The 22,644-nt window shown below is 60.6% G+C and carries 18 protein-coding genes; all 18 read left to right on the forward strand.

The genetic code is table 11. The features are described 5' to 3' along the window. Positions 1–217 precede the first annotated feature (217 nt). The 18 genes from rfbF to AC3WLP_RS11455 all read left to right on the forward strand — a co-directional run bounded on the left by rfbF (position 218) and on the right by AC3WLP_RS11455 (position 22,554). Positions 218–988 (forward strand): glucose-1-phosphate cytidylyltransferase, encoded by a 771-nt coding sequence (gene rfbF, locus AC3WLP_RS11370; RefSeq protein WP_012051609.1) that lies wholly within the window; start codon positions 218–220, stop codon positions 986–988. Continuing rightward, positions 970–2,046 (forward strand): CDP-glucose 4,6-dehydratase, encoded by a 1,077-nt coding sequence (gene rfbG / locus AC3WLP_RS11375; protein ID WP_041168359.1) that lies wholly within the window; start codon positions 970–972, stop codon positions 2,044–2,046. The genes rfbF and rfbG overlap by 19 nt, the downstream gene beginning before the upstream one ends. Further along, positions 2,039–3,361, forward strand: coding sequence for a lipopolysaccharide biosynthesis protein RfbH (gene rfbH / locus AC3WLP_RS11380; protein WP_012051611.1), 1,323 nt, complete (start codon positions 2,039–2,041; stop codon positions 3,359–3,361). Before rfbG ends, rfbH begins: the two co-directional genes overlap by 8 nt. 91 nt (positions 3,362–3,452) lie before the next feature. Beyond that, positions 3,453–6,941, forward strand: coding sequence for a glycosyltransferase (locus tag AC3WLP_RS11385; protein WP_088513383.1), 3,489 nt, complete (start codon positions 3,453–3,455; stop codon positions 6,939–6,941). A gap of 154 nt (positions 6,942–7,095) precedes the next feature. After that, entirely contained in the window at positions 7,096–8,205 is a 1,110-nt protein-coding gene (locus tag AC3WLP_RS11390; RefSeq protein WP_012051613.1) for an N-acetylneuraminate synthase family protein, read from the forward strand. Positions 8,206–8,207: 2 nt separating this feature from the next. After that, entirely contained in the window at positions 8,208–10,037 is a 1,830-nt protein-coding gene (locus AC3WLP_RS11395; RefSeq protein WP_256596058.1) for a thiamine pyrophosphate-binding protein, read from the forward strand. Continuing rightward, positions 10,037–11,167, forward strand: coding sequence for an FkbM family methyltransferase (locus AC3WLP_RS11400; RefSeq protein ID WP_012051615.1), 1,131 nt, complete (start codon positions 10,037–10,039; stop codon positions 11,165–11,167). The genes AC3WLP_RS11395 and AC3WLP_RS11400 overlap by 1 nt, the downstream gene beginning before the upstream one ends. Beyond that, complete coding sequence (locus AC3WLP_RS11405; RefSeq protein ID WP_012051616.1) at positions 11,167–12,120, forward strand: NAD-dependent epimerase/dehydratase family protein; 954 nt, start codon at positions 11,167–11,169, stop codon at positions 12,118–12,120. Before AC3WLP_RS11400 ends, AC3WLP_RS11405 begins: the two co-directional genes overlap by 1 nt. A gap of 70 nt (positions 12,121–12,190) precedes the next feature. Continuing rightward, a complete protein-coding gene (locus AC3WLP_RS11410) occupies positions 12,191–13,093 on the forward strand; it encodes a class I SAM-dependent methyltransferase (RefSeq protein WP_256596057.1) in 903 nt (300 codons plus the stop codon). A gap of 213 nt (positions 13,094–13,306) precedes the next feature. Then, positions 13,307–14,242, forward strand: coding sequence for a ketoacyl-ACP synthase III (locus tag AC3WLP_RS11415; protein WP_014755773.1), 936 nt, complete (start codon positions 13,307–13,309; stop codon positions 14,240–14,242). Between the two features lie 252 nt (positions 14,243–14,494). Then, on the forward strand, positions 14,495–15,346 hold the full coding sequence (locus AC3WLP_RS11420; RefSeq protein ID WP_012051619.1) for a flagellin domain-containing protein: 852 nt from the start codon (positions 14,495–14,497) through the stop codon (positions 15,344–15,346). A 71-nt stretch (positions 15,347–15,417) separates the two neighbouring features. After that, on the forward strand, positions 15,418–15,795 hold the full coding sequence (locus tag AC3WLP_RS11425) for a flagellar protein FlaG (protein ID WP_017148167.1): 378 nt from the start codon (positions 15,418–15,420) through the stop codon (positions 15,793–15,795). Positions 15,796–15,876: 81 nt separating this feature from the next. Beyond that, complete coding sequence (gene fliD / locus AC3WLP_RS11430; protein WP_012051621.1) at positions 15,877–17,289, forward strand: flagellar filament capping protein FliD; 1,413 nt, start codon at positions 15,877–15,879, stop codon at positions 17,287–17,289. Positions 17,290–17,427: 138 nt separating this feature from the next. After that, complete coding sequence (gene fliS, locus AC3WLP_RS11435) at positions 17,428–17,823, forward strand: flagellar export chaperone FliS (protein ID WP_012051622.1); 396 nt, start codon at positions 17,428–17,430, stop codon at positions 17,821–17,823. Positions 17,824–17,837: 14 nt separating this feature from the next. Beyond that, entirely contained in the window at positions 17,838–18,134 is a 297-nt protein-coding gene (gene fliT / locus AC3WLP_RS11440; RefSeq protein ID WP_012051623.1) for a flagellar protein FliT, read from the forward strand. 169 nt (positions 18,135–18,303) lie between these two features. Beyond that, the gene (gene fleQ, locus AC3WLP_RS11445; RefSeq protein WP_003254443.1) at positions 18,304–19,779 is read left to right on the forward strand and encodes a transcriptional regulator FleQ; all 1,476 of its coding nucleotides are present in this window, start codon (positions 18,304–18,306) and stop codon (positions 19,777–19,779) included. Between the two features lie 202 nt (positions 19,780–19,981). Beyond that, positions 19,982–21,199 carry a sensor histidine kinase gene (locus AC3WLP_RS11450; protein ID WP_088513380.1) on the forward strand — a complete coding sequence of 406 codons (1,218 nt, stop codon included), beginning with the start codon at positions 19,982–19,984 and terminating at the stop codon, positions 21,197–21,199. Further along, complete coding sequence (locus AC3WLP_RS11455) at positions 21,199–22,554, forward strand: sigma-54-dependent transcriptional regulator (protein WP_088513379.1); 1,356 nt, start codon at positions 21,199–21,201, stop codon at positions 22,552–22,554. The genes AC3WLP_RS11450 and AC3WLP_RS11455 overlap by 1 nt, the downstream gene beginning before the upstream one ends. The last annotated feature ends 90 nt before the right edge of the window (positions 22,555–22,644 follow it).

A 22,644-nucleotide genomic window follows, 5' to 3' on the forward strand; every position in this document is an offset into this window, starting at 1 on the left:
CTGACATCGCAGCCCTGTGGTGCCTGTTTCGACACTACCCGCGAGCCCGGCCGTTCAAGGCCGGCTCCACGCTTGAGCGGTATCTCCCGCTGCACGCGCATTTACCTTGCCCGGTCAGGCTGATTGGCAATCTTTTTGCTAGACAACGGCAACGTACTGAATTGGTCAGTATTTTGTCAGCCCGCTATGGGCGTCAGCCTGTCAAGGTGTGTCGACAATGAAAGCAGTCATCCTGGCCGGTGGCCTGGGTACCCGTATCAGTGAAGAGTCGCATCTGCGCCCGAAACCGATGATCGAAATTGGTGGCAAGCCCATCATTTGGCACATCATGAAAATCTACTCCCACCACGGGATCAACGATTTCGTGATTTGCCTCGGTTACAAGGGCTATGTGATCAAGGAGTACTTCGCGAACTATTTCCTGCACATGTCAGATGTCACCTTCGACATGTCGGAAAACCAGATGCATATCCACAACCGTCATGCCGAGCCTTGGCGAGTCACGCTGGTGGACACTGGCGAGAATACGGCAACTGGCGGGCGCCTCAAGCGGGTACGCGATTACGTTGGCGACGAAACCTTCTGCCTGACTTACGGCGACGGCGTTGCCGATGTGGACCTGCCAGCCCTGATCGATTTCCACAACCGCCATGGCAAGCTGGCGACCGTCACTGCCGTTCAGCCGCCCGGGCGTTACGGTGCACTGGATGTGCGGGGTGAGCAGGTGCATGGCTTCCAGGAAAAGCCACTGGGCGACGGCGGCTGGATCAATGGTGGCTTCTTCGTGCTCGAACCTGGGATCTTCGACTATATCGAGGGCGACGCTACCACTTGGGAATATGAGCCGATGCGTGCCTTGGCGCAGGATGGCCAACTGATGACCCACGTGCACCGTGGCTTCTGGCAGGCCATGGACACGCTGCGCGATCGCAGTTACCTGGAAGAGCGCTGGAAGGCCGATGAAGCACAATGGCGCATCTGGTCATGAGCCGTAGCTTCTGGTCGGGGCGTCGGGTTTTCCTGACAGGGCACAGCGGCTTCAAAGGCGGCTGGCTAGCCCTTTGTCTGCGGGAGATGGGCGCCGAAGTGTATGGCTACTCGCTGGCCCCCGATACCTCGCCCTCGCTTTATGGCAGCGCCAGGCTGGCTGAGTGCGTGGCTGGCGAGTTTGCCGATGTTCGTGATGCTGACCGGTTGCTGCGCAGCGTTGCGGCATTTCGCCCCGAGATTGTCCTGCACCTGGCCGCGCAGCCGTTGGTGCGCGAGTCCTATCGCAGCCCGGCGCAAACATACGCCACCAACGTTATCGGCACGCTCAACCTGCTTGAAGCCGTACGGAAGTGCGACGCGGTGCGTGCCGTACTGGTTGTCACCAGTGACAAGTGCTACGAGAACCGCGAGTGGCAATGGCCATACCGCGAGCAGGATGCCTTGGGGGGGCATGACCCCTACAGCAGCAGCAAGGCGTGCGTCGAGCTGCTTTGCGCCTCATGGCGCGAGTCATTCCTGCGCGAGCGCGGTGTGGCGCTTGCGACAGCGCGTGCGGGCAACGTGATCGGTGGTGGCGACTGGTCAGCAGACCGGTTGCTGCCCGATATCCTGCGTGCCTGGGAAGCCGGGGAGTCGGTGACCTTGCGCTATCCCGATGCCGTGCGCCCGTGGCAGCACGTACTCGACCCGCTTGAGGGCTACCTGCTGCTGGCCCAGGCGTTGATCGAGCGTGGTCAGGACGTGGCAGAGGCCTGGAATTTCGGCCCTGACAGCGGTGGGACGGCAACCGTGGGTGAGTTGGTCCATGCCATGGCGCAGTTGTGGCCAGGCGAAGCGGGTTGGTCTGTCGACCCGTACGTGCAGCCCCATGAAGCAGGCTTGTTGACCCTTGACTCCTCCAGAGCTCGCCAACGCTTGGGCTGGCGGCCCAAGTGGGGCCTGAAGCAATCGTTGCGTCACACCCTTGAATGGCATCGCGCCTGGCGCGATGGCCAAGACATGCAGCAATACTGCCGCACGCAAATAGCGGCACACGAAGGTGAGTTCAATGACTGATCAAACGGCGCAGCAGTTGCGCCAGCAAATTACCGAGCTCGTTGGCCGTTATGCCGAGTTGGAGCTGGCCGCGCCCGTTTTTGTACCTGGCCAGCATGCGGTTCCGCCCTCTGGCAAAGTCATTGGCGCACCCGAACTGCAAGCCATGACCGAAGCGGTACTGGACGGCTGGTTGACCACCGGGCGCTTCAACCAGGCATTCGAAAAACGCCTGGCACGCTACCTGGGGCGGCGTGGCGTACTCACCGCCAACTCCGGCTCTTCGGCGAACCTGTTGGCGTTTTCCGCCTTGACTTCGCCACGCCTGGGGGATCGTGCCATTCGTAAGGGGGACGAGGTGATTGGCGTGGCGGCGGGTTTTCCTACCACCGTCAACCCGATCCTGCAATTTGGTGCCGTGCCGGTCTTCGTCGATATCGAGATGGGTACGTATAACGTCGACCCGGCCTTGATCGAGGCGGCAATCAGCCCGCGGACCAAGGCGATCATGCTGGCCCACACGCTGGGCAACCCGTTCAACCTGGCCGTGGTACGAGAATTGTGCGACCGCTACGGTTTATGGTTGATCGAGGACTGCTGCGATGCGCTCGGCGCCACCTACGATGGCCGCCAGGTAGGCAGCTTCGGCGACCTCGGTACGCTCAGCTTCTATCCGGCCCACCATATCACCATGGGCGAGGGCGGGGCGGTTTTCACCGATTCTCCGCTGCTCAAGCGTATCGTCGAATCGTTCCGTGACTGGGGGCGTGACTGCTATTGCGGACCAGGCGAAGACAATACCTGCAGCAAGCGTTTCTGCTGGCAGCTGGGCGACCTGCCGCAAGGTTATGACCACAAGTACACCTATTCCCACCTGGGCTACAACCTCAAGATCACCGACATGCAGGCTGCCTGTGCGTTGGCACAGATGGACCGGGTGGACGATTTCATCGCTGCACGCAAGCGTAACTTTGCCTGGCTCAGCGAGCGCTTGTCCGGGTGTGTGGAGCAGCTGATCCTGCCACATGCCACCCCCAACAGCGACCCGTCCTGGTTCGGCTTCCCGCTGACGCTGCGGGATGGTTGTGGCGTCGAGCGGCTGGATCTTTTGCGTCATCTCGATGCGCAGAAGGTGGGTACTCGCCTGCTGTTCGCTGGCAATCTTACACGACAGCCCTACATGAAAGACCAGCAATACCGGGTAGCCAGTGACCTGACGGTGACAGACAAGATCATGAAGGACACCTTCTGGGTCGGTCTGTGGCCAGGGCTTGGCGAAGACCATCTTGAGCATGTGGCCGACAGCATCGAAGCCTATGTACGGAGGCTGCGTTGATGGGCGTATTCGCGTGTGAACGGTTTGCCGGGCGCGGCCGCAGGTTGTTCGCCCGAGCCAGCGTCGCACGCCCGTCGTTGCCACATCCAGGATGCAGCTTGTGAGCACTCAGCACTATCCGCCATTGCACGTTGTGTCGCCGCGCCCGTATTACATCGTTGCGCCCGCCTACCGGCATAACTCGGCCGGTATCCGGGTGATGCACATGTTGTGTCACCTGCTGAACCGGTGCGGCCAGGATGCCTACCTGTACAGCTCCACGACCAACCCGATGTGGCACACCCCGCTGCTCACCAATGAGCTGAGGCAGCAGCATGAGCAGGCCGGGCGCCAGCCTATCGTGGTGTACCCGGAGGTGGTCTCGGGGAACCCGACCAACGCACGGTCGGTAGTGCGTTACTTGCTCAACGTGCCAGGGTTGATCGCAGGGGATACGGAGTTTGCCGACTCGGAAATGATCTTTGCCTACGGTGAGCATCTGCTGCCCAAGGGGGCAGGGGCTGAGCGCATACTGTTTCTGCCGCCGATCGACACGTCGCTGTTCAACAACCATGGCAACCCCTATGACGGCCATCGCAAAGGTTGGCTGATCTATCCGGGGCGCCATACCCATGCACTTCAGGAACACCCCGAGCTGGCGGCGAGGTGCACGCTCATTACCAACGAATGGCCAGCCACCCCTCGGGAAATGGCTGAGCTGTTCCGGCGCAGTGAGGGCATTTATTGCTTCTCTTCCACCGCAACTGCGCTGGAAGCGATGTTGTGTGGTTGCCCGGCCGTGGTGCTCAAATCGCCCTTTTTCGATGGTACGCCGCTTGGTATTGGCGAGTTCGGCACACACGGGCTGGCCTTCGAAGACACGCCTGAGGCTATCGAGCATGCCCGATCGGGTTTGGCCATCGTTCAGCAAAAGTACGCTGACTTGCAGGGCCGGTTCTGGGAACAATTGGCCAGTTTCATCGAACAGACCCAGGCCATGCCTTGCACAGACCTGCAACCAGATGCCATGCAGGGGGCAGGTCGGCCAGATGCACAGGTTGCCCAGTGGCTGCGGTCCCGTCGCCCTACTGATGCCCAGGCAGAGCTGATCGCCCGGCGTCTGGAAGACAGGCGCGTGGATTTGCCCTGGTTCGATTTCGTCATCATCCCGGACGGCCAGCCAGCTGCGGTCGAGGCGACGCGCAAAAGCCTGCAGGGGCAGATGTATCAGCAGGTCGCCGTCCACTTGCCAGCTGATTGCGAGCTTGCCACGCTTAACCAGTTGGTCCTGCAACAAGGGACCGGACAGTGGCTCTGCTTTGTGCGTGCGGGTACCACGTTCACACCGTTCGGGTTGTTGATGCTCGCACTGGAATTGCTTGAGGGCGACCAAGTGCGTGCGGTGTATGCCGATGAACTGGTTACCACCCCGCAGGGCACCCAACAGGCGCTGCTGCGCCCCGACTTCAATCTCGACATGCTGCTGGCCAGCCCGGCCCAACTGGCGCGGCATTGGTTCTATCGCCGCGAGGTATTCCTTGAGGCAGGCGGTTTCGACCTGGCCTGCGCGGGGGCGGCCGAGCTCGCGTTGCTGTTGCACTTGATCGAAGATGCCGATGGCCTCGACGGGCTGGCTCATGTCAGCGAGCCTGTGTGCATTTCGCCGGGCGAGGCGCCTGTTCACAGCCCTCAGGAACAGGCGGTGCTGCTGCGCCATTTGCAACGGCGCGGCTACACCCAGGCGCAGGTGCGCATGCACCGCCCAGGCATTCATCGCATCGATTATGGTCACGCCGAGCAGCCATTGGTTTCGCTGGTTGTGCCATGCGGCGGGCGTCTCGATCACGTACAACGCTGCGTGCATGCGTTGCTTGAAAAGACCCGTTACCCCCACTTCGAGATTTTGCTGGTAAACGATGGCAGCGGGAGCCCGGCTACCCGAGCCTGGCTGGCTGGCCTTGTGGCGCGGGAGCAAAACCGGGTCAGCGTGCTGAGTGACGCGTCGGTACGTGACCATGCCTCGGCCTGTAATCTGGCGGCCAGGCATGCGCGGGGCGAGTACTTGGTGCTGCTGCACGAGGATACTGTGGTTGTGCACGATGACTGGCTGGATGCTTTGCTCAACCACGGCCAGCGCCCGGAAGTAGGCATTGTCGGCGCCAGGTTGATGCATCCCAATGGCATGGTCGAACAGGCTGTGCAGGTCCTGGGCTTGAACGGCCCTGGCAACTCGGCGTTTTCCGGGCTTGTGCAGGATGAGGGGTACATGCGCCGGCTTGAGCTGGATCAGAACCTGAGTGCCGTGTCTGGCGCTTGTCTGCTGATTCGCCGGGCGCTTTACCAGGGTGTGGGTGGAATGGACGAGCGCCTGACGCAGCGCACGGGTGCCAGCCTTGATCTATGCCTGAAGGCGCGGCAGGCTGGTTATCTTACGGTGTGGACCCCCCATGCTGTGTTGGTGTGCGAAGGGCAGGGTGGGTGTCTGCCTGCCGAAGCGGTCGAGGCCGAACAGGAAACGGTGTATGGCAGGTGGCTGCCTGTCATCGCCCGCGATCCGGCCTACAACCGCAACCTGTCTTTGCAGGGGGCGGGTTTTGAGCTCGAGACTGACCCGGGCCTGACATGGAACCCCCTGAGCTGGCGTCCGTTGCCCGTACTGTTGAGCATGCCGGGCGAACTTGCCGGCGCCGCTCGTAGCCGGATCGTCGATCCTGCCTTGTCCATGAGTATTGCCGGCCTGGCTGATGTCCGACTGGCCTTGCGGCCTTATCTGCCCGCCGAGGTGGAGCGGTTGCAGCCCGACAGTTGGGTCATGGGGCGGCCGGCAAACGACGCGCAAATTCAGGCGTTACGTTGCAACGCCCGGTTCTCCCGCGCATTCAAGGTGGGTGATGTGAATGCCGACTTACCTGGCCTGGCTGAAGACGATATTGCAGGTGCGCTGCGGTGGTCTGTCGGCGTTGTGGACCGGCTGGTAGTGCCAACCCAGGCTTTGGCTGAAGCGCTGCAAGGCTTCTGCGCCGATATTCGTGTCGTGCCGGATCGTCTGCACCCGGCCCGCTGGGGGGCGTTGGCCACTCGACGGCAGCCAGGTAGTCGCCCTCGTATAGGGTGGGTGGGTGAGCAGTTCGACGCCCGCGTTCAGCGCCTGATGCTGGAGATCGTTCAGGCCATGCGTGCTGATGTGGACTGGGTCTGTCTGGGTGAATGCCCGCCCCAGTTGCAGCCCTACCTGCGCGAGTTACATGGCCCGGTGCCCTACGATGACTACCCGCAAAAGCTCATGTCGCTGGGGCTCGACCTGGCGCTGGCACCTCTAGGCGATGGCTGGCTTGACGCGTGTCGCAGCAATGTGCGGCTTCTGGAATATGCCGCGTGCGGCTATCCGCTGGTTTGCAGTGACGTGTTGCCCTATCAAGGGTTGCCCGTGACCCGGGTCAGGAACACGGCCGGTGACTGGGTCAGTGCTATCCAGGCGCACCTTGCCGAGCCTGCTGCCAGCGCAAGGGGCGCGCAAGCACTGCGCGAGCAGGTGCTGGCACGGCACATGCTGGATGAAGGCTATGCACGCCAATGGCTTGACGCCTGGCTGCCAGGTTGAGGGCAGACCACACACTGAGAGCGAACAGTCAACCATTCCAACAGCCGCCGGGCACGTCCCAAGGCGGCGTGTACTGCCGGCATCAGCCGCACATAAAACACAGCATGCCTTGGGGTCAAATCGACCTGGCCCACGGCAACCAGGGGAGTATCCGGTGAAAACCATTAGTCAGCGTGACAAAGATCTGTTTGAAAACCTGTTCGTACTGGAGCTCGCCAACAATCATTGGGGCAAGCTGGAGCGCGGGCTGAAAATTGTCCGCGACCACGGAACGATCGCGCGTTACAACAACGTCAAGGCTGCCATCAAGCTGCAGTTTCGCGATGTCGATGAGTTCATTCATCCTGATTTCAAGGGTACCGCAGACCTTCGCTATGTGAAGAAGACCGAGGACACTCGCCTGACCAAGGCAGAGTTTGCCCGCATGGTGGAAGAAGTCCGCAACCTGAGCTGCATTCCCATGGCGACCCCATTCGACGAAGCCTCGGTCGACCTGTGCGTCGAATTCGACATGCCGATCATCAAGATCGCCAGTTCCGACATGAACGACTGGCCGCTTATCGAGAAAATCGCGTCCACCCGCCGGCCAACCATCATTTCCACGGGCGGCGCATCGGAAAAAGACCTGGACGATATCGTTCGCTACTTTGAAAAGCGTGATATCCCGCTGGCCATCAACCATTGTGTTTCGCTGTACCCCAGCGAGGACGACGAGCTGCAGCTCGACCAGATCGACTACCTGCGCAACCGTTACCCTGGGCATGTCATTGGCTTGTCTACCCATGAGTACCACGACTGGCACTCGTCCATGCTCATTTCCTACGGTAAAGGTGTACGTACCTGGGAAAGGCACATTGATATCCAATACCAAGGTGTGCCGGTTTCCAACTACTGCTCGCTCCCTGAGCAATGCGATACCTGGTACAAGGCCTTCCACAAGGCCAAGGAAATGTGCGGGGGTGTCAGCGGCACTCGACGCATCATTTCGCGTAAAGAAACCGAGTACCTCAATGCACTCGTGCGCGGTGCCTATGCACGTCGGGACCTGTCGCCGGGCTACGTGCTGAACCGGGACGAGTTCGAAAAGGACTTCTACCTTGCAATCCCGCTGCACAAAGGGCAGCTGTCCTGCCGGGAAGTGATGAACGGTGAAACGCTGCTGCAGCCGATCAAGGCAAACGAACGCCTGACCATCGACCACATTGACGGGCCTTACAGTGAAACCCCGGCACTGAAAGAACTGATCCTGGGCCGGGGGCTGTGATGATGGCGACAGTATCCCAGCAAATTGCGCAATGGCTGGTTCAGCAAGGGGTCGAACAGGTTTTCACCGTCACCGGCGGCGGTGCCATGTTCCTCAACCAGGCCTTGGGTGGCCATGAGCAGCTGCGTTGCACGTTCATGCACCACGAGCAGGCTTGTGCCATGGCCGCCGAAGGTTATGCGCGCATCACCGGCAAGCCGGCCGTGGTGATGTTGACGACCGGTCCGGGCTCTATCAACGCGCTCAACGGCGTGCATGGGGCGTTCACCGACTCCATCCCCATGATCGTGCTGTCCGGCCAGATCAAGCGCGAAACCTGTGTGTCTTTCCAGGATGTGCCAGGCCTGCGTCAGTTGGGTGACCAGGAGGGGCCGACCATCGCCATGGCCAGCCCGGTCTGCAAGTACGCGCAGATCGTGCGTTCGGAGCAGGATGTGGAGGTCATGCTGCCCAAGGCGTTCGCCGAAGCAGTAGGCGGTCGCCCCGGGCCTGTCTGGCTCGATATCCCACTGGATATCCAGCAATCCAAAGCACAGCTCGATATCCCCGCGCCATCGCTGATCCAGCCGCCTCGAGCCGAGGATTTGCGCGCCGCCTGCCGTGATATCGTCGGCAAGCTGTTGCAATCGCACCGCCCAGTGGTGCTGGGCGGCACTGGCGTGCGCCTTTCACGCACCGAGCAACGGCTGCTGGCGCTGGTGGAGCGCTACGGCATCCCCCTGGCGACCGCCTGGACCCATGATCTGATCGCGTCTGATCACCCATTGTTCGCCGGTCGCCCTGGCACTATCGGTACCCGTGCCGGCAACTTCTGCTTGCAGGCGGCTGACTTTGTGCTGGTGCTTGGGTCGCGTCTGAATGTGCGGCAGACCAGCTACAACTGGCAGGCATTCGCCAAGCACGCCTGGGTGGCTCAGGTCGATATCGACGCCGCTGAGCTGAACAAGCCCACCGTGCGCCCGGACTTCGGCGTTGCCGCCGACCTGGCAGACTTCCTCGATGTCTTCGAGCAAGAGCTGGCAAAGGCCACCCTGCAGAGTTTTGCGCCGTGGGTGCAATGGTGCCAGCACATCGGGCGTACCTATCCGGCATCGGCGGAGCACACGCAAAAAGCCGATGGGCCTTTGAACCCGTACCTGATGGTGCAGCGCATCTTTGCGCAGATGCGTGCGGATGACATCGTGGTGTGTGGCAATGCGTCAGCCTGCATCCTGCCATTCCAGATAGGCGCCTTGCAGAGGGATCAGCGCCTGTTCAGCAACTCGGGCTCCGCGTCGATGGGCTATGACCTGCCTGCGGCCATTGGTGCGGCGACGGCAGCCAAAGCGGAAGGTGCACGCCGGGTGATCTGTTTTGCCGGTGACGGCAGCCTGCAGATGAACATCCAGGAACTGCAAACGCTCAAGACCATCGGCGTCAATGTGATCGTGATTGTGCTCAACAATCGGGGTTACCTCTCGATCTGGCAAACACACGAAAACTTCTTTGGCCGGGTGATCGGCGCCACGCCTGAATCAGGCGTGGAATTCCCGAACTTCACTGCCGTGGCCAGCGCTTATGGCCTGCGCGCCGAAAGCATCGCTACACAGGGCGACCTGGCGCGGCTTGATGCACTTCTGGAAAGTGATGGCCCGATGTTGATCGACCTGCACGTCGACCCTCGGCAGGAGTTCGTGCCGCGTATCAAGTCGCGGGTCGATGCCAACGGGGCGTTCGTCACTCCGGAACTGGATGACATGCACCCGTTCCTCGAGCCGGAAACGATGGCGCAAATTCGGGCAGAAGCTGCAGCGCTGCGTTCCGTCCCCAACACCGATAAAGGTGGTATGTGATGGCTGAGAAGAAAAATCGCTTTCAAGACTTCATTGCTCTGCGTGACCGGGCAACTGATGTCGTACCTGCGCGCATCGACACAAAGCGGCCGTTGTGGATCTTCGGCGCGGGGAACTTCGGTCGTAGCCTGGCCGCCGCCGCACAGCAGCAAGGTATTGCTGTTGGCGGCTTTGTAGAGACATCGCCACGCATCGATTCGGCCCTAGGGTTGCCCGTATTGAACTGGCACGCACTGGCCCTTCAGGCGCCCGAAGCGCAACTTGCACTCGGTATTTTCAACCGCGATGCGCCTTACGATGAGTTGTTGTCGATCGTTGCCGAGGCAGGCTTTGCCAAGCCATTGATGCCTTGGGAGTTGTACGAACAGTTCGCTTCGGCCCTGGGGTGGCGGTTCTGGCTGAGCAGCCGTAGCTACCTGCTGGACGCCATGGAGCGTATCGGGCGCGTGGCAGACAAGCTGGCTGATGATGAAAGCCAGCAGCTTCTTTATCGGATGTGTGCATTCCGGCTCGGGTTAGACCTGGAGTACGCCAGCTTCCTGTCGGAGGAGGAACGGTACATCAATGCGCTGACGTTGCCGGCCTTGCAGGGGCGCGATATCACGTACGTCGATTGTGGTGCCTACGACGGTGACAGCTACGAAGAGTTGATTGCCTGGCCCGAAATTTCCTGCAACCGAGCGTTTCTACTTGAGCCTGACCCTGAAAACTTCGCTCGGTTGGTGCAGCGAGTGGGGGCTGAAGATACCCGCGCAATTTGTTTGCCATTGGCGGCCGCTGAGCATTACGGCATTCTCACTTTCAACGCTGGCCAGGGTGAGGCTTGCTCTATCAGCCAGCACGGTGGGGGCGTATCGATTGCTGCCGTCGCCTTGGATCAGATGCTGCCAAGCGCGCCGGTCGACCTGATCAAACTGGATGTCGAGGGCGCTGAAGCACAGGTGTTGCGTGGTGCTGAACAGATCATCCGGCGTTGCCGTCCGGTACTGATCGTGTCGCTGTACCATAACCCTCAGGATGTGTGGGAACTGCCGGAATTGCTGTTCGAGTTTTGCTCCGATTACCGGTTCCATATTCGGCAACACTGCCCGAACACGTTCGAGTCGGTATTGTACGCAGTGCCGAACTGATGAACCTGCTATTGACCGGCGGTACCGGCTTTTTTGGCAAGGCGCTGTTGCGCCACTGGCTGGAAATCGCCGATGCAGGTTTGCAGGTGCCATCGGTAACGGTATTGAGCCGGTCGCCAGAGGCGTTTCTGACCCGGCATCCTGAGTTTTCCGGCCTGGCGTGGCTGCATCTGCACTGTGGGGACATACTGCAGCCCGCGTCCTTTCCTGAAGCAGCAGGCTTCACGCATGTGTTGCACGCGGCAGCCGATTCGACTGCCGGCGCGCAGCTCACGCCATTGCAGCGCTATATCCAGATCGTCGATGGCACCCGTCATGTGCTGGATTATTCCGTCAGGCAACGTATCCCGCGCTTGTTGATGACCAGTTCCGGTGGCGTGTACGGCCCCCAGCCGCAGGGCATGGAGCAGATTCCCGAGGATTACCATGGCTTGCCCGACCCGTTGGAGCCTGCCCATGCCTATAGCGTTGCCAAGCGCTGCGCCGAGCATCTGGGCATTTTGTACCAGCAGCAGTTTGGCCTGGAGGTGGTCATCGCCCGCTGTTTCGCCTTCGTCGGCAGGGACCTGCCGCGCGATGTGCACTTCGCGATAGGCAATTTCATTCGCGACGCCCTTGAATCGAACGCCATACGCGTCAGCGGGGATGGAACGCCTGTGCGGTCTTACATGGACCAGCGTGACCTGGCTCACTGGCTGGATGTGATGCTGCGTCAAGGTCGCGCGGGCACTGCTTACAACGTCGGGTCGGATAAGGCGGTGACGATCGCTGAGCTCGCTCATCAGGTGCGTGACGTGCTGTCACCACAAAAACCTGTGCACATCGCAGCTGCACAGGCTGCCGTGGGGAGTTTCCGGAACCGGTATGTGCCGTGCATCGACAAGGCGCGCTCGGAGCTCGGGTTGCAGTTGCGTCATGGCTTGCAGCAGTCGATCAAGGACGCGGCGATTTAGAGGGCTGCCCGGTTGAACTGGCCGCGGCGCAATAACCCCATTTTTACCTGGACATGCTAGGTCTGACTTCATGATCAACGATGTGTTTCCCGCCAGTGCACGCGAACGCGTTGCTACCCGGTGCGTTTGCTGTGGGTCGGCGCAGTTGTCGCGGTCTCCTGCGGTGCTGATGCCTTTTGTGTCGCATCGGGCGCTTGGTTGGGCGCCTGCCGTCATCGACGACAGTTGGGGGTTGAACAGTATCCCTCAGGGAACGGCCTACTGCGTGTGCAATACCCTTCACTGCGCGCGGTGTGAGTTCCTGTTTCTGGATATCCGGTTTTCGGAACGGGAGATGCAGCGCCTCTATGACGGTTACTACGGCAAGGCTTATGAAGATTTGCGAGAACACTATGAGCCAGGCTTCAGGGAGCGCAACAAAGCACTGAGCGCGCCCAGCGAGCTGCTTGGCCTGACCCGTTCATACATTCTTCGGCATATCGCGCCCACGCAGGTTCTGGATTGGGGTGGAGGGGATGGCTCCAATACACCTTTCAAAGGGCAGGGCTATTCGACCGATATCTACGATATCGACAAAAAGCCCACCGTGCCCGGTACCAGCAGCGTGACCAAGGACGAGGTGCGAGGCCGCTCCTACGACTTGATCGTGTGCCGGCATGTGCTTGAGCATGTTCCTTATCCAACGGACACACTTGCGCAGATAAGCGCCTGCATGCACGACGATACGTTGTTGTACGTTGAGTTACCCCACGAGGTGTTGATGGTTGGCAACAATCAGGTTTCGGCTGAGAAAAAGCGGCACTGGCATGAACATATCAACTTCTTTTCGGTGGCAGCGCTTACCCATCTGTTCGCACTTGGCGGTTTCACCGTCCTGGATATTCAGTCAACCGCGTTTGCCAGCGATGCCAAGCTGGGTTCGGCAGGGCACCTGCTTCAGGCGGTTGTGAAAAAGGCACCTGGAGGCGCGTGACCTTAGGGGGATGAGGCGCTCGGGCTGCGTGAAAATCATGCAAAAGCGGCCCCGGCATTGCGGCATTTGCAGCTTTGGTCGTATAACCGTGACTTGGCAGTCGAAACGTGCATCTTTAATCTATCAAGTCAGCGGGCAGCTACGTCGATGGCCTGACGAGGCCAGTTTCAGGCCCGATCCCGCACTATCCGCCATGTCAACCGGGAAGCCACAATGATTGGCATTAAAAGCATCGCCAGTTACGTACCTGTGAATGGTGTAGACAACTACGCCCAAGGTGCGAAATTCGGCAAGGATCAAGAGTTCATTTTCGGCAAGATCGGTTCCACCTTCTTGCCGCGCAAGGATGCCAACCAGGAAACATCCGATCTTTGCGTCGAGGCAGCCAATGCATTGTTTGCCGCCAACCCGTCGCTGAATCCAGCTGCCATTGACGCAGTGATAGTGGTCACTCAGAACGGCGATGCCGAAGGTCTGCCGCATACCGCGGCGATTGTTCAGCACAAGCTCGGGCTTTCGACCGCCGTTGCGGCCTTCGATATTTCACTGGGCTGCTCGGGCTATGTCTACGGCTTGTATGCGATGAAGGGTTTCATGGAGGCCGCGGGCCTCAAAAACGGCCTGCTGATCACTGCCGACCCTTACTCGAAGATTGTCGACCCGGAAGATCGCAATACCACCATGCTGTTTGGTGACGCCGCCACCGCCACCTGGATGGGTGAGGACGCTGCCTGGCAATTGGGCAAGTCGTTGTTCGGCAGCGATGGCGCGGGTGCCGAGCACTTGCGTACCACCGATGGCAAGTTCTTCATGAATGGTCGCCAAGTCTATAACTTTGCCTTGGTCAAGGTGCCGGCGCACTTGCAACAGTTGCTTGAAGCCAGCTCACTGCAGGCCGACGACATCGATCTTTACTGCCTGCATCAGGGCAGCGCGGCGATCGTGGATGCCGTTTCGTCGCGCTTCGATGAAGGCGAGCACAAGCAGAAGTTCGTCAAGGATATGGTCGAAACGGGCAATACCGTGTCCTCGAGCATACCGCTGCTGCTGGAAAAGCACGTGCTTGGCTCCGGCTGCAAGCGCGTGGCGCTGAGTGGCTTCGGGGTGGGCTTGTCGTGGGGCTCGGCCATTATCGAACGCTGCGACTGACCGTTCGTCGCCTTCAACAACGCCGTCATCGTCTGACGGCGTTTTACTTTCTATCCTGCATCAAAATGGCGCCTGTAAATTGGCGTCAACTCCTTGATTTCATTGGGCTGGCACGGTGCCAGCAATTTTTTTTGAAATTGCGCTAAAGCAAGACGCCCTGACGACGATAACTATTACGAAGGTTCTCTGTGCCACCTCCGGCGAATTGCCAAGGCCGGAAGCCGTAGTACCCAATCCAACGAGGAATTCGTCATGGCTTTGACTGTAAACACCAACACCACCTCCCTGGGCGTTCAGAAGAACCTGAACCGGGCTTCCGATGCACTGGGCACCTCGATGACCCGTCTGTCTTCCGGCCTGAAAATCAACAGCGCCAAAGACGACGCTGCCGGCCTGCAGATCGCTACCCGCATGACTTCGCAGATCCGCGGCCAGACCATGGCGATCAAAAACGCCAACGACGCTATCTCCATCGCCCAGACTGCTGAAGGCGCGATGCAAGAGCAGACCAACATCCTGCAACGTATGCGTGAATTGGCTGTTCAGTCGCGAAACGACAACAACAGCGAAGCAGACCGTGATGCACTGGATAAAGAATTCCAGTCGATGCTCAAAGAGATCGACCGTATCGCCGGTTCGACCCAGCTGAACGGCAAGAACCTGCTGGACGGTAGCGCCAGCGACATGACCTTCCAGGTTGGCTCCAACACCGGCAGCGACAACCAGATCACCATCAGCCTGAGCGATGCCATGAACACCACTGGCGCGCTGAGCGGCCTGAGTGGCCAGAGCATCACCGGTGCTGACAGCGCCGCTGCCGAAGCGACCTTCACCGCCGCCCTGAGCGCTATTGATGACGCGCTGAACGCGATCAACAGCACCCGTGCCGATCTGGGTGCCGTTCAGAACCGTCTGACCAGCACCATCAACAACCTGCAGAACATCAACGAAAACGCCGAAGCCGCCCGTGGCCGTGTACAAGACACCGACTTCGCCGCCGAAACTGCTCAGCTGACCAAGCAGCAGACCCTGCAGCAAGCTTCCACTTCGATTCTGGCCCAGGCCAACCAACTGCCATCCGCCGTACTGAAGCTGCTTCAGTAATCGCTGATGGTGATCGGCGGGGGAGTGCATTCTAAGGCACTTCCCCGCCTTTTCGTTATGAGGTGGTAGACATGGACATGAGCGTCAAGCTGAATCTGTCCTACCCGGCATCCCGCCCCGCCGAACAGGCTGGCGAAAAACCGGTTGCTCGCGCTGAGGAGGCTTCGCGCGGCGGCAGTGACACGCTGGTACCCAATGCCATCAGTGCTGCCGAGCACAGCAATGATGCCGAAAAAGTGAAAAGCGCTGTTTCGGAAATTGAAAAGTTTCTCAGCGCCACCCGACGCAACCTGGAATTCTCCACGGACGAAGAATCCGGAAAGATCGTAGTTAAGGTCATCGCCAGTGAAACCGGCGAGTTGATCCGCCAGTTGCCTTCTGAAGAGGCATTGCGGATTGCGCATAACCTGAGCGATGTAAACAGTATTTTGTTCGACGCCAAGGTTTGATCGGCGGAGAATGTGCTAAAGCAGGAATCACGTCGGGCTTGCAGGAGCAGGCCCTGACGGTCAACAAAGAGGGATAACTGTATGGCGAGCACCCTGGTTTCCAGTATCGGTCAAGGTACGGGTCTGAATATCACCGAAATGGTCGCGGCGCTGGTCAATGCCGACACGGCGGCCAAGAAGGCGCAGATCACTCGGCAGACCAGCAACAATACCGCGATGATTTCCGGTGTGGGCTCGCTTCGCAGTGCCCTGACGGCGTTTCAGGACGCCATGGCAAAGCTGAACAGCTCCACCAGCCCCGCTTTCAATGCGTATGCCGCCAAGTCGGCCAATGAGTCGGTGGTCAAGGTGACGGCTGGCAATACGGCAGTGGCAGGCAGCTATGACATTGTGGTCAACAAGCTGGCGACCGGTTCGAAAGTGGCCAGTGCCCCGATTGCTGGTGGTGCGGCTGCAACGGTTACCGGGGGGACGCTGACCATTGAGCAGAATGGCAATACCTATGAGCTCGAAGTTGAAGATGGCGCCTCGTTGCAGTCCGTGCGCGACCAGATCAACAAAGAGCTGGCCGTTCAAGGCATCTCCGCCAACATCGTGAACGGCAAGGACGGTGCGCGGCTGGTGTTCAGTTCAACCACCACCGGTGCCGATACCGACCTCATGGTCAGTGGCGTCCCTGAGCTTGAGATCGACGGTACTCAGCAGATGTCGGATACCGGCGCCGGGTTCATTACCGCCATGGCGCAGGATGCCGAGCTGACCATCGACGGCCTGGTGGTCACCAACAAGAAGAACACCATTACCGACGCCATCAGTGGCATCACGCTGGAGTTGACGGGCGTCAGCGCCAGGTCGGGCGCCGACGGTGTGCCCACCAATGTCTCGGTGTCGCAGGACAATGATGGCCTGAGGAAGTCGGTTCAGTCGTTCGTCGATGCCTATAACACGTTGCAGAAAACCATTACTGCGCTGACAACGTCCACGCGTGATGAGGATGACAACCTGTCGCTCGGCCCGTTGAGCAACGACCCGACCACCCGTTCGCTGGTCAACGATATTCGCAAGGTGCTGTCGGAGGTTGGGGCGGGTGACCAGCTGACGACCCTGAGCCAGTTGGGTATCAACACCACGAAAGATGGCACCCTCGAGTTCAACTCGACCAAGTTCACCGCGGCGATGAACGACAAGAAGCTGGGCTCCGAAGTTCAGGAGTTGTTCACCGGTTCCAATGGGCTGATCGAGCGCATGAACAAGGCCATCGATCCGTACAACTCCACGGACGGCAGCTTGGCCACACGCAAGAGCAACCTGGATAAGGTGGCGAAGAACCTGGCAGACCAGCAGACTGCGCTGGATCGTCGCACCGAGGCTTTGACCGAGTCGCTGACCAAGAAGTGGGTGGCAATGGACACCGCCGTGGCCAAGCTGAATGCCCAGGCCGACCAGATCAAATCGGTTTTCGACGCTATCAACGCTCAGGCCAAGAACTCCTGATCGTTCTCGCCTTTTGCCATGTAAAAGCCCGGCAGCGACCCTTGTCGCTCCGGGCTTTTTGCGTTGGCACTAAAGTTTTTTGACGCTCAGGCGATACACAGGTACAAGCAACCTTTTTCGCTGCAACGAGGTAGATCCATGAACCCGATGTTGGCCCTTCGGCAATACCAGAAAGTCAACGGCGTGGCGCAGACGTCCGAAGCCAGTCCACACCGCCTGGTACAGATGCTTATGCAGGGCGGCCTGGATCGTATGGCCCAGGCCAAAGGTGCCATCGCGCGCAATGACATTGCGCAGCGAGGTATTCTGCTCGGCAAGGCCATCGACATCATCGGTGGGCTGCGTGAGGGGCTGGACCTGGAAAACCATGGTGACAACCTGGCTGAACTGGATAGCCTGTATATCTACATGAGTCGCCGCCTGACCGAAGCCAATCTCAAAGGCGACCCGACCATCATCGACGAGGTCGCGCGCCTGCTGATCACTGTAAAGGAAGGCTGGGACGCAATCGGCGACCAGTCGTCGGCCTCCTGATAAAGGAGCAAGACATGAGCGAAGTAATCACCCGAATCGAACAGACCCGCGACATGCTGTTGGCGGCGTTGGCCGACCGCGACTGGGAGGCGGTGGGGGAGTTGGACCTGGAATGCCGTTTGCGCATCGGTGACATGGTGTCCGAAGCCAAAGGAAATGAGGCGGACGTGAGTGCCAGTCTCGAGGAATTGCTGGTCGTTTACCGCCAACTAATCGAGGTTGCAAGTGGCGAGCGTCAATCCTTGGTCAATGAAATGACGAAAATCCGTCAGGCGAAGAACGCGGCAAAGGTATACCATTTGTTCACCTGACCACCGATGTTGCAAAAAGCCGTGCGCCATTAATTTGACTGATCGGTGTTTTTTGACTTTACTAGTGGCTGTTTTCGAATTTCAGACGTCCGAACACTGACCATTCAGTCGGAATGATGTCGAGCACGCCCCTGCAGGGCGCCGATATGACTAGGGAAGTTGCTATTGCATGTGGCGTGAAACCAAGATTCTGCTGATCGATGACGACAGCGCGCGCCGCCGCGACCTTGCGGTGGTGCTGAACTTCCTCGGCGAAGAAAACCTCGCATGTGCCAGCCATGACTGGCAGCAGGCGGTCGAGCCATTGTCCTCGAGCCGCGAAGTGCTGTGCGTGCTCATCGGCACCGTGAATGCTCCGGGCAATCTGCTTGGGCTGCTTAAGACAGTGGCTACCTGGGATGAGTTCCTTCCGGTTCTGCTTTTAGGTGAAATTTCTTCTGCCGAGCTGCCGGAAGACCTTCGCCGCCGGGTGCTTTCCAACCTGGAAATGCCGCCAAGCTACAGCCAGCTGCTGGATTCGCTGCACCGTGCTCAGGTTTACCGCGAAATGTACGACCAGGCGCGCGAGCGCGGTCGCCAGCGCGAGCCCAATCTGTTCCGTAGCCTGGTGGGCACCAGCCGTGCCATTCAGCACGTGCGGCAAATGATGCAGCAAGTGGCGGATACCGACGCCAGCGTGCTGATCCTGGGTGAGTCCGGCACCGGCAAGGAAGTGGTGGCGCGCAACCTGCACTACCATTCCAAGCGCCGTGAAGCGCCGTTCGTGCCGGTCAACTGTGGCGCGATCCCGGCCGAGCTGCTGGAGAGCGAACTGTTCGGCCACGAGAAGGGCGCCTTTACCGGGGCCATCACCAGCCGTGCCGGGCGTTTCGAGCTGGCCAACGGCGGTACCCTGTTCCTCGATGAAATCGGCGACATGCCGTTACCGATGCAGGTCAAGCTGCTGCGTGTGCTGCAGGAGCGTACCTTCGAGCGCGTGGGTAGCAACAAGACCCAAAGCATCGACGTGCGCATCATCGCTGCGACGCACAAGAACCTCGAAACCATGATCGAGGACGGCACCTTCCGCGAAGACCTGTACTACCGCCTGAACGTGTTCCCTATCGAAATGGCACCGTTGCGTGAGCGGGTGGAAGACATCCCGTTGCTGATGAACGAGCTGATTTCGCGCATGGAGCACGAGAAGCGCGGTTCCATTCGCTTCAATTCCGCCTCGATCATGTCGCTGTGTCGTCACGGCTGGCCGGGTAACGTGCGCGAGCTGGCCAACCTGGTCGAGCGCATGGCGATCATGCACCCGTACGGGGTCATTGGCGTGTCGGAACTGCCGAAGAAATTCCGCTATGTCGATGACGAAGACGAGCAGATGGTCGACAGCCTGCGCAGCGACCTGGAAGAGCGCGTGGCGATCAATGGCCACACACCCAACTTCAGCAATCACGCCATGCTGCCGCCCGAAGGCCTGGACCTCAAGGACTACCTGGGTAGCCTGGAGCAGGGCCTGATCCAGCAGGCGCTGGACGATGCCAACGGTATCGTTGCGCGCGCGGCTGAACGTTTGCGTATTCGCCGTACCACCCTGGTCGAGAAAATGCGCAAGTACGGCATGAGCCGCCAGGGTGGCGAGGAACAGGCCGAGGATTGACGCCTGGCGGTTGCCTGTGCCGGCTTCTTCGCGGGCACGCCCGCTCCCACAGGATCGATACACATCTTCAATTCGGTGATATCCCTGTGGAAGCGGGCGTGCCCGCGAAGAGGCCGGCATAAATCCCTATCTCCGGCACGGCTATTGCTACATCGCTGGCAACACACCGTTTTTATGACGGTCAGCCACGCGAGAGAGCACGATGCCCCAGGCCGCCCACGTATCCCGAGCCCCCGAACAGCAGGGGCAAACCCCGGTCGCGCAGGACAACGGCCAGGGTATCGCGCAGGCCTTCGCCCTGTTCAATCAGGTGTCCAGCCAACTGAGCCAGTCCTACAGCCTGCTCGAAGCCCGGGTCAGCGAGCTCAAGGGCGAGCTGGCCGTGGTCAGCGCCCAGCGCATTGACGAACTGAGTGAAAAGGAACGCCTGGCCAACCGCCTGCAGAACTTGCTGGATTTGCTGCCCGGCGGGGTGATCGTGATTGATGGCCAGGGCCTTGTGCGCGAAGCCAACCCGGCTGCTTGCGAGTTGCTCGGCGAGCCTCTGATCGGTCAATTGTGGCGTCAGGTAATCGCCCGTAGCTTTGCCCCGCGCAAGGACGACGGCCACGAAGTCTCGCTGCGCGACGGTCGCCGCCTGTCGATCGCCACCCGCTCACTGGATGCCGAGCCTGGCCAATTGGTGCTGCTCAACGACCTGACTGAAACCCGTCGCCTCCAGGACCAGCTGGCTCGCCACGAGCGGCTGTCGTCGTTGGGGCGCATGGTTGCCTCGCTGGCCCACCAGATCCGCACGCCGCTGTCGGCAGCCATGCTGTATGCCGGCCACCTGGCCGACAACGAGCAAGCGCTGAGCGCGCAAACCCGTCAGCGCTTCGCCGCGACCTTGAAGGAGCGCCTGCACGAACTGGAACACCAGGTGCGCGACATGCTGGTGTTTGCCCGTGGCGAGTTGCCGCTGGGGGATCGGGTGACCCCGAAAGCGCTGTTCCAGGCCCTGCAGCAGGCGGCCCAGGCGCATGTGCAGGGGCACGCCGTGCGCTGGCAGTGCGACAGTCATCTGGGTGAGCTGCTGTGCAACCGCGACACCCTGGTGGGCGCCTTGCTCAACCTGATTGAAAATGCCCTGCAGGCCAGCGATGGCCCGGCACGGCTGAAGGTGCACCTGTACCGCCGCGAACGAAGCTTGCACCTGTGCGTCAGCGATGCTGGCAGCGGCATCGATGCAGGCTTGCTCGGCCGTTTGGGCGAGCCGTTCCTTACCACCAAGGCCACCGGCACCGGCCTGGGCCTGGCCGTGGTCAAGGCGGTGGTGCGTGCGCACCAGGGCACGATCAACCTGCGCTCGAAAGTCGGCCGTGGTACCTGCGTACGGGTAGAGCTGCCGTTGATCGACGGGCAATTGGCGGAGGGGGTGTAATGGCAATCAAGGTGCTGCTGGTCGAGGATGACCGCGTATTGCGCCAGGCGCTGGGCGATACCCTGGAAATCGGCGGTTTCGCCTACCAGGCCGTGGGCAGTGCCGAAGAAGCGCTGGAGGCCGTAGTGGATGACGCGTTCAGCCTGGTGGTCAGTGACGTCAACATGCCCGGTATGGACGGGCACCAGTTGCTCAGCCAGCTGCGCCGCCAGCAGCCACAGTTGCCGGTACTGTTGATGACGGCGCACGCTGCCGTCGAGCGTGCGGTCGAGGCCATGCGCCAAGGCGCCGTCGACTACCTGGTCAAACCGTTCGAGCCCAAGGCGCTGCTCAGCCTCGTGGAGCGGCATGCCGCCGGGCGTGTGACCGGCGAAGAGGGGCCGGTGGCCTGCGAGCCGGCCAGCCGCCAATTGCTGGAACTGGCGGCCCGTGTGGCGCGCAGTGACTCGACCGTGCTGATTTCCGGCGAGTCCGGTACTGGCAAGGAAGTGCTGGCGCGCTACATTCACCAGCAGTCGCCGCGTGCGGCGCAGCCCTTCGTGGCGATCAACTGCGCGGCGATCCCCGATAACATGCTCGAGGCCACCCTGTTCGGCCACGAGAAGGGTGCCTTCACCGGCGCTATTGCGGCTCAGGCGGGCAAGTTCGAGCAGGCCGAAGGCGGCACCCTGCTGCTCGACGAAATCTCGGAAATGCCCATGGCCTTGCAGGCCAAGCTGCTGCGTGTGCTGCAGGAGCGCGAGGTGGAGCGGGTAGGCGGGCGCAAGCCGATCAGCCTGGACATTCGGGTGCTGGCCACCACCAACCGCGACCTGGCCGGCGAAGTGGCAGCCGGGCGCTTCCGCGAAGACCTGTACTACCGCCTGTCAGTGTTTCCGCTGGCCTGGCGCCCGCTGCGTGAGCGGCCGGGCGATATCCTGCAGCTGGCTGAGCGCTTGCTGGCGCGCCATGTGGCCAAGATGAAGCACACCCCGGTGCGCCTCTCGCCAGCGGCTCGGGCCTGCCTGCAAGCCTATGCCTGGCCGGGCAACGTGCGCGAACTGGACAACGCCCTGCAGCGGGCGTTGATTCTGCAGCAGGGTGGCGTGATCGAGGCGGCGGATTTTTGTCTGGCAGGCGCCATTCCATTGTCAGCTAGCACCGAGCCATCTCTCCAGGTGGTTGCTGATGCCGGCGGCTTGGGGGATGACATGCGTCGTCACGAGTACCAGATGATCATCGACACCCTGCGCGCCGAGCGCGGCCGCCGCAAAGAGGCGGCCGAACGCCTGGGGATCAGTCCACGTACGTTGCGCTACAAGCTGGCGCAGATGCGCGATGCCGGGTTTGACGTCGAGGCCAGTCTGTTCGGCTGACTGGCCAATCATCTGCAACTGGCGCGGACCTCTGTGGGGGCGGCCTTGCGTCGCGATAGGGTCGCAAAGCAGCCCCGGCGATCTTTGCGG

This window comes from Pseudomonas sp. FW305-E2, assembly GCF_058782925.1.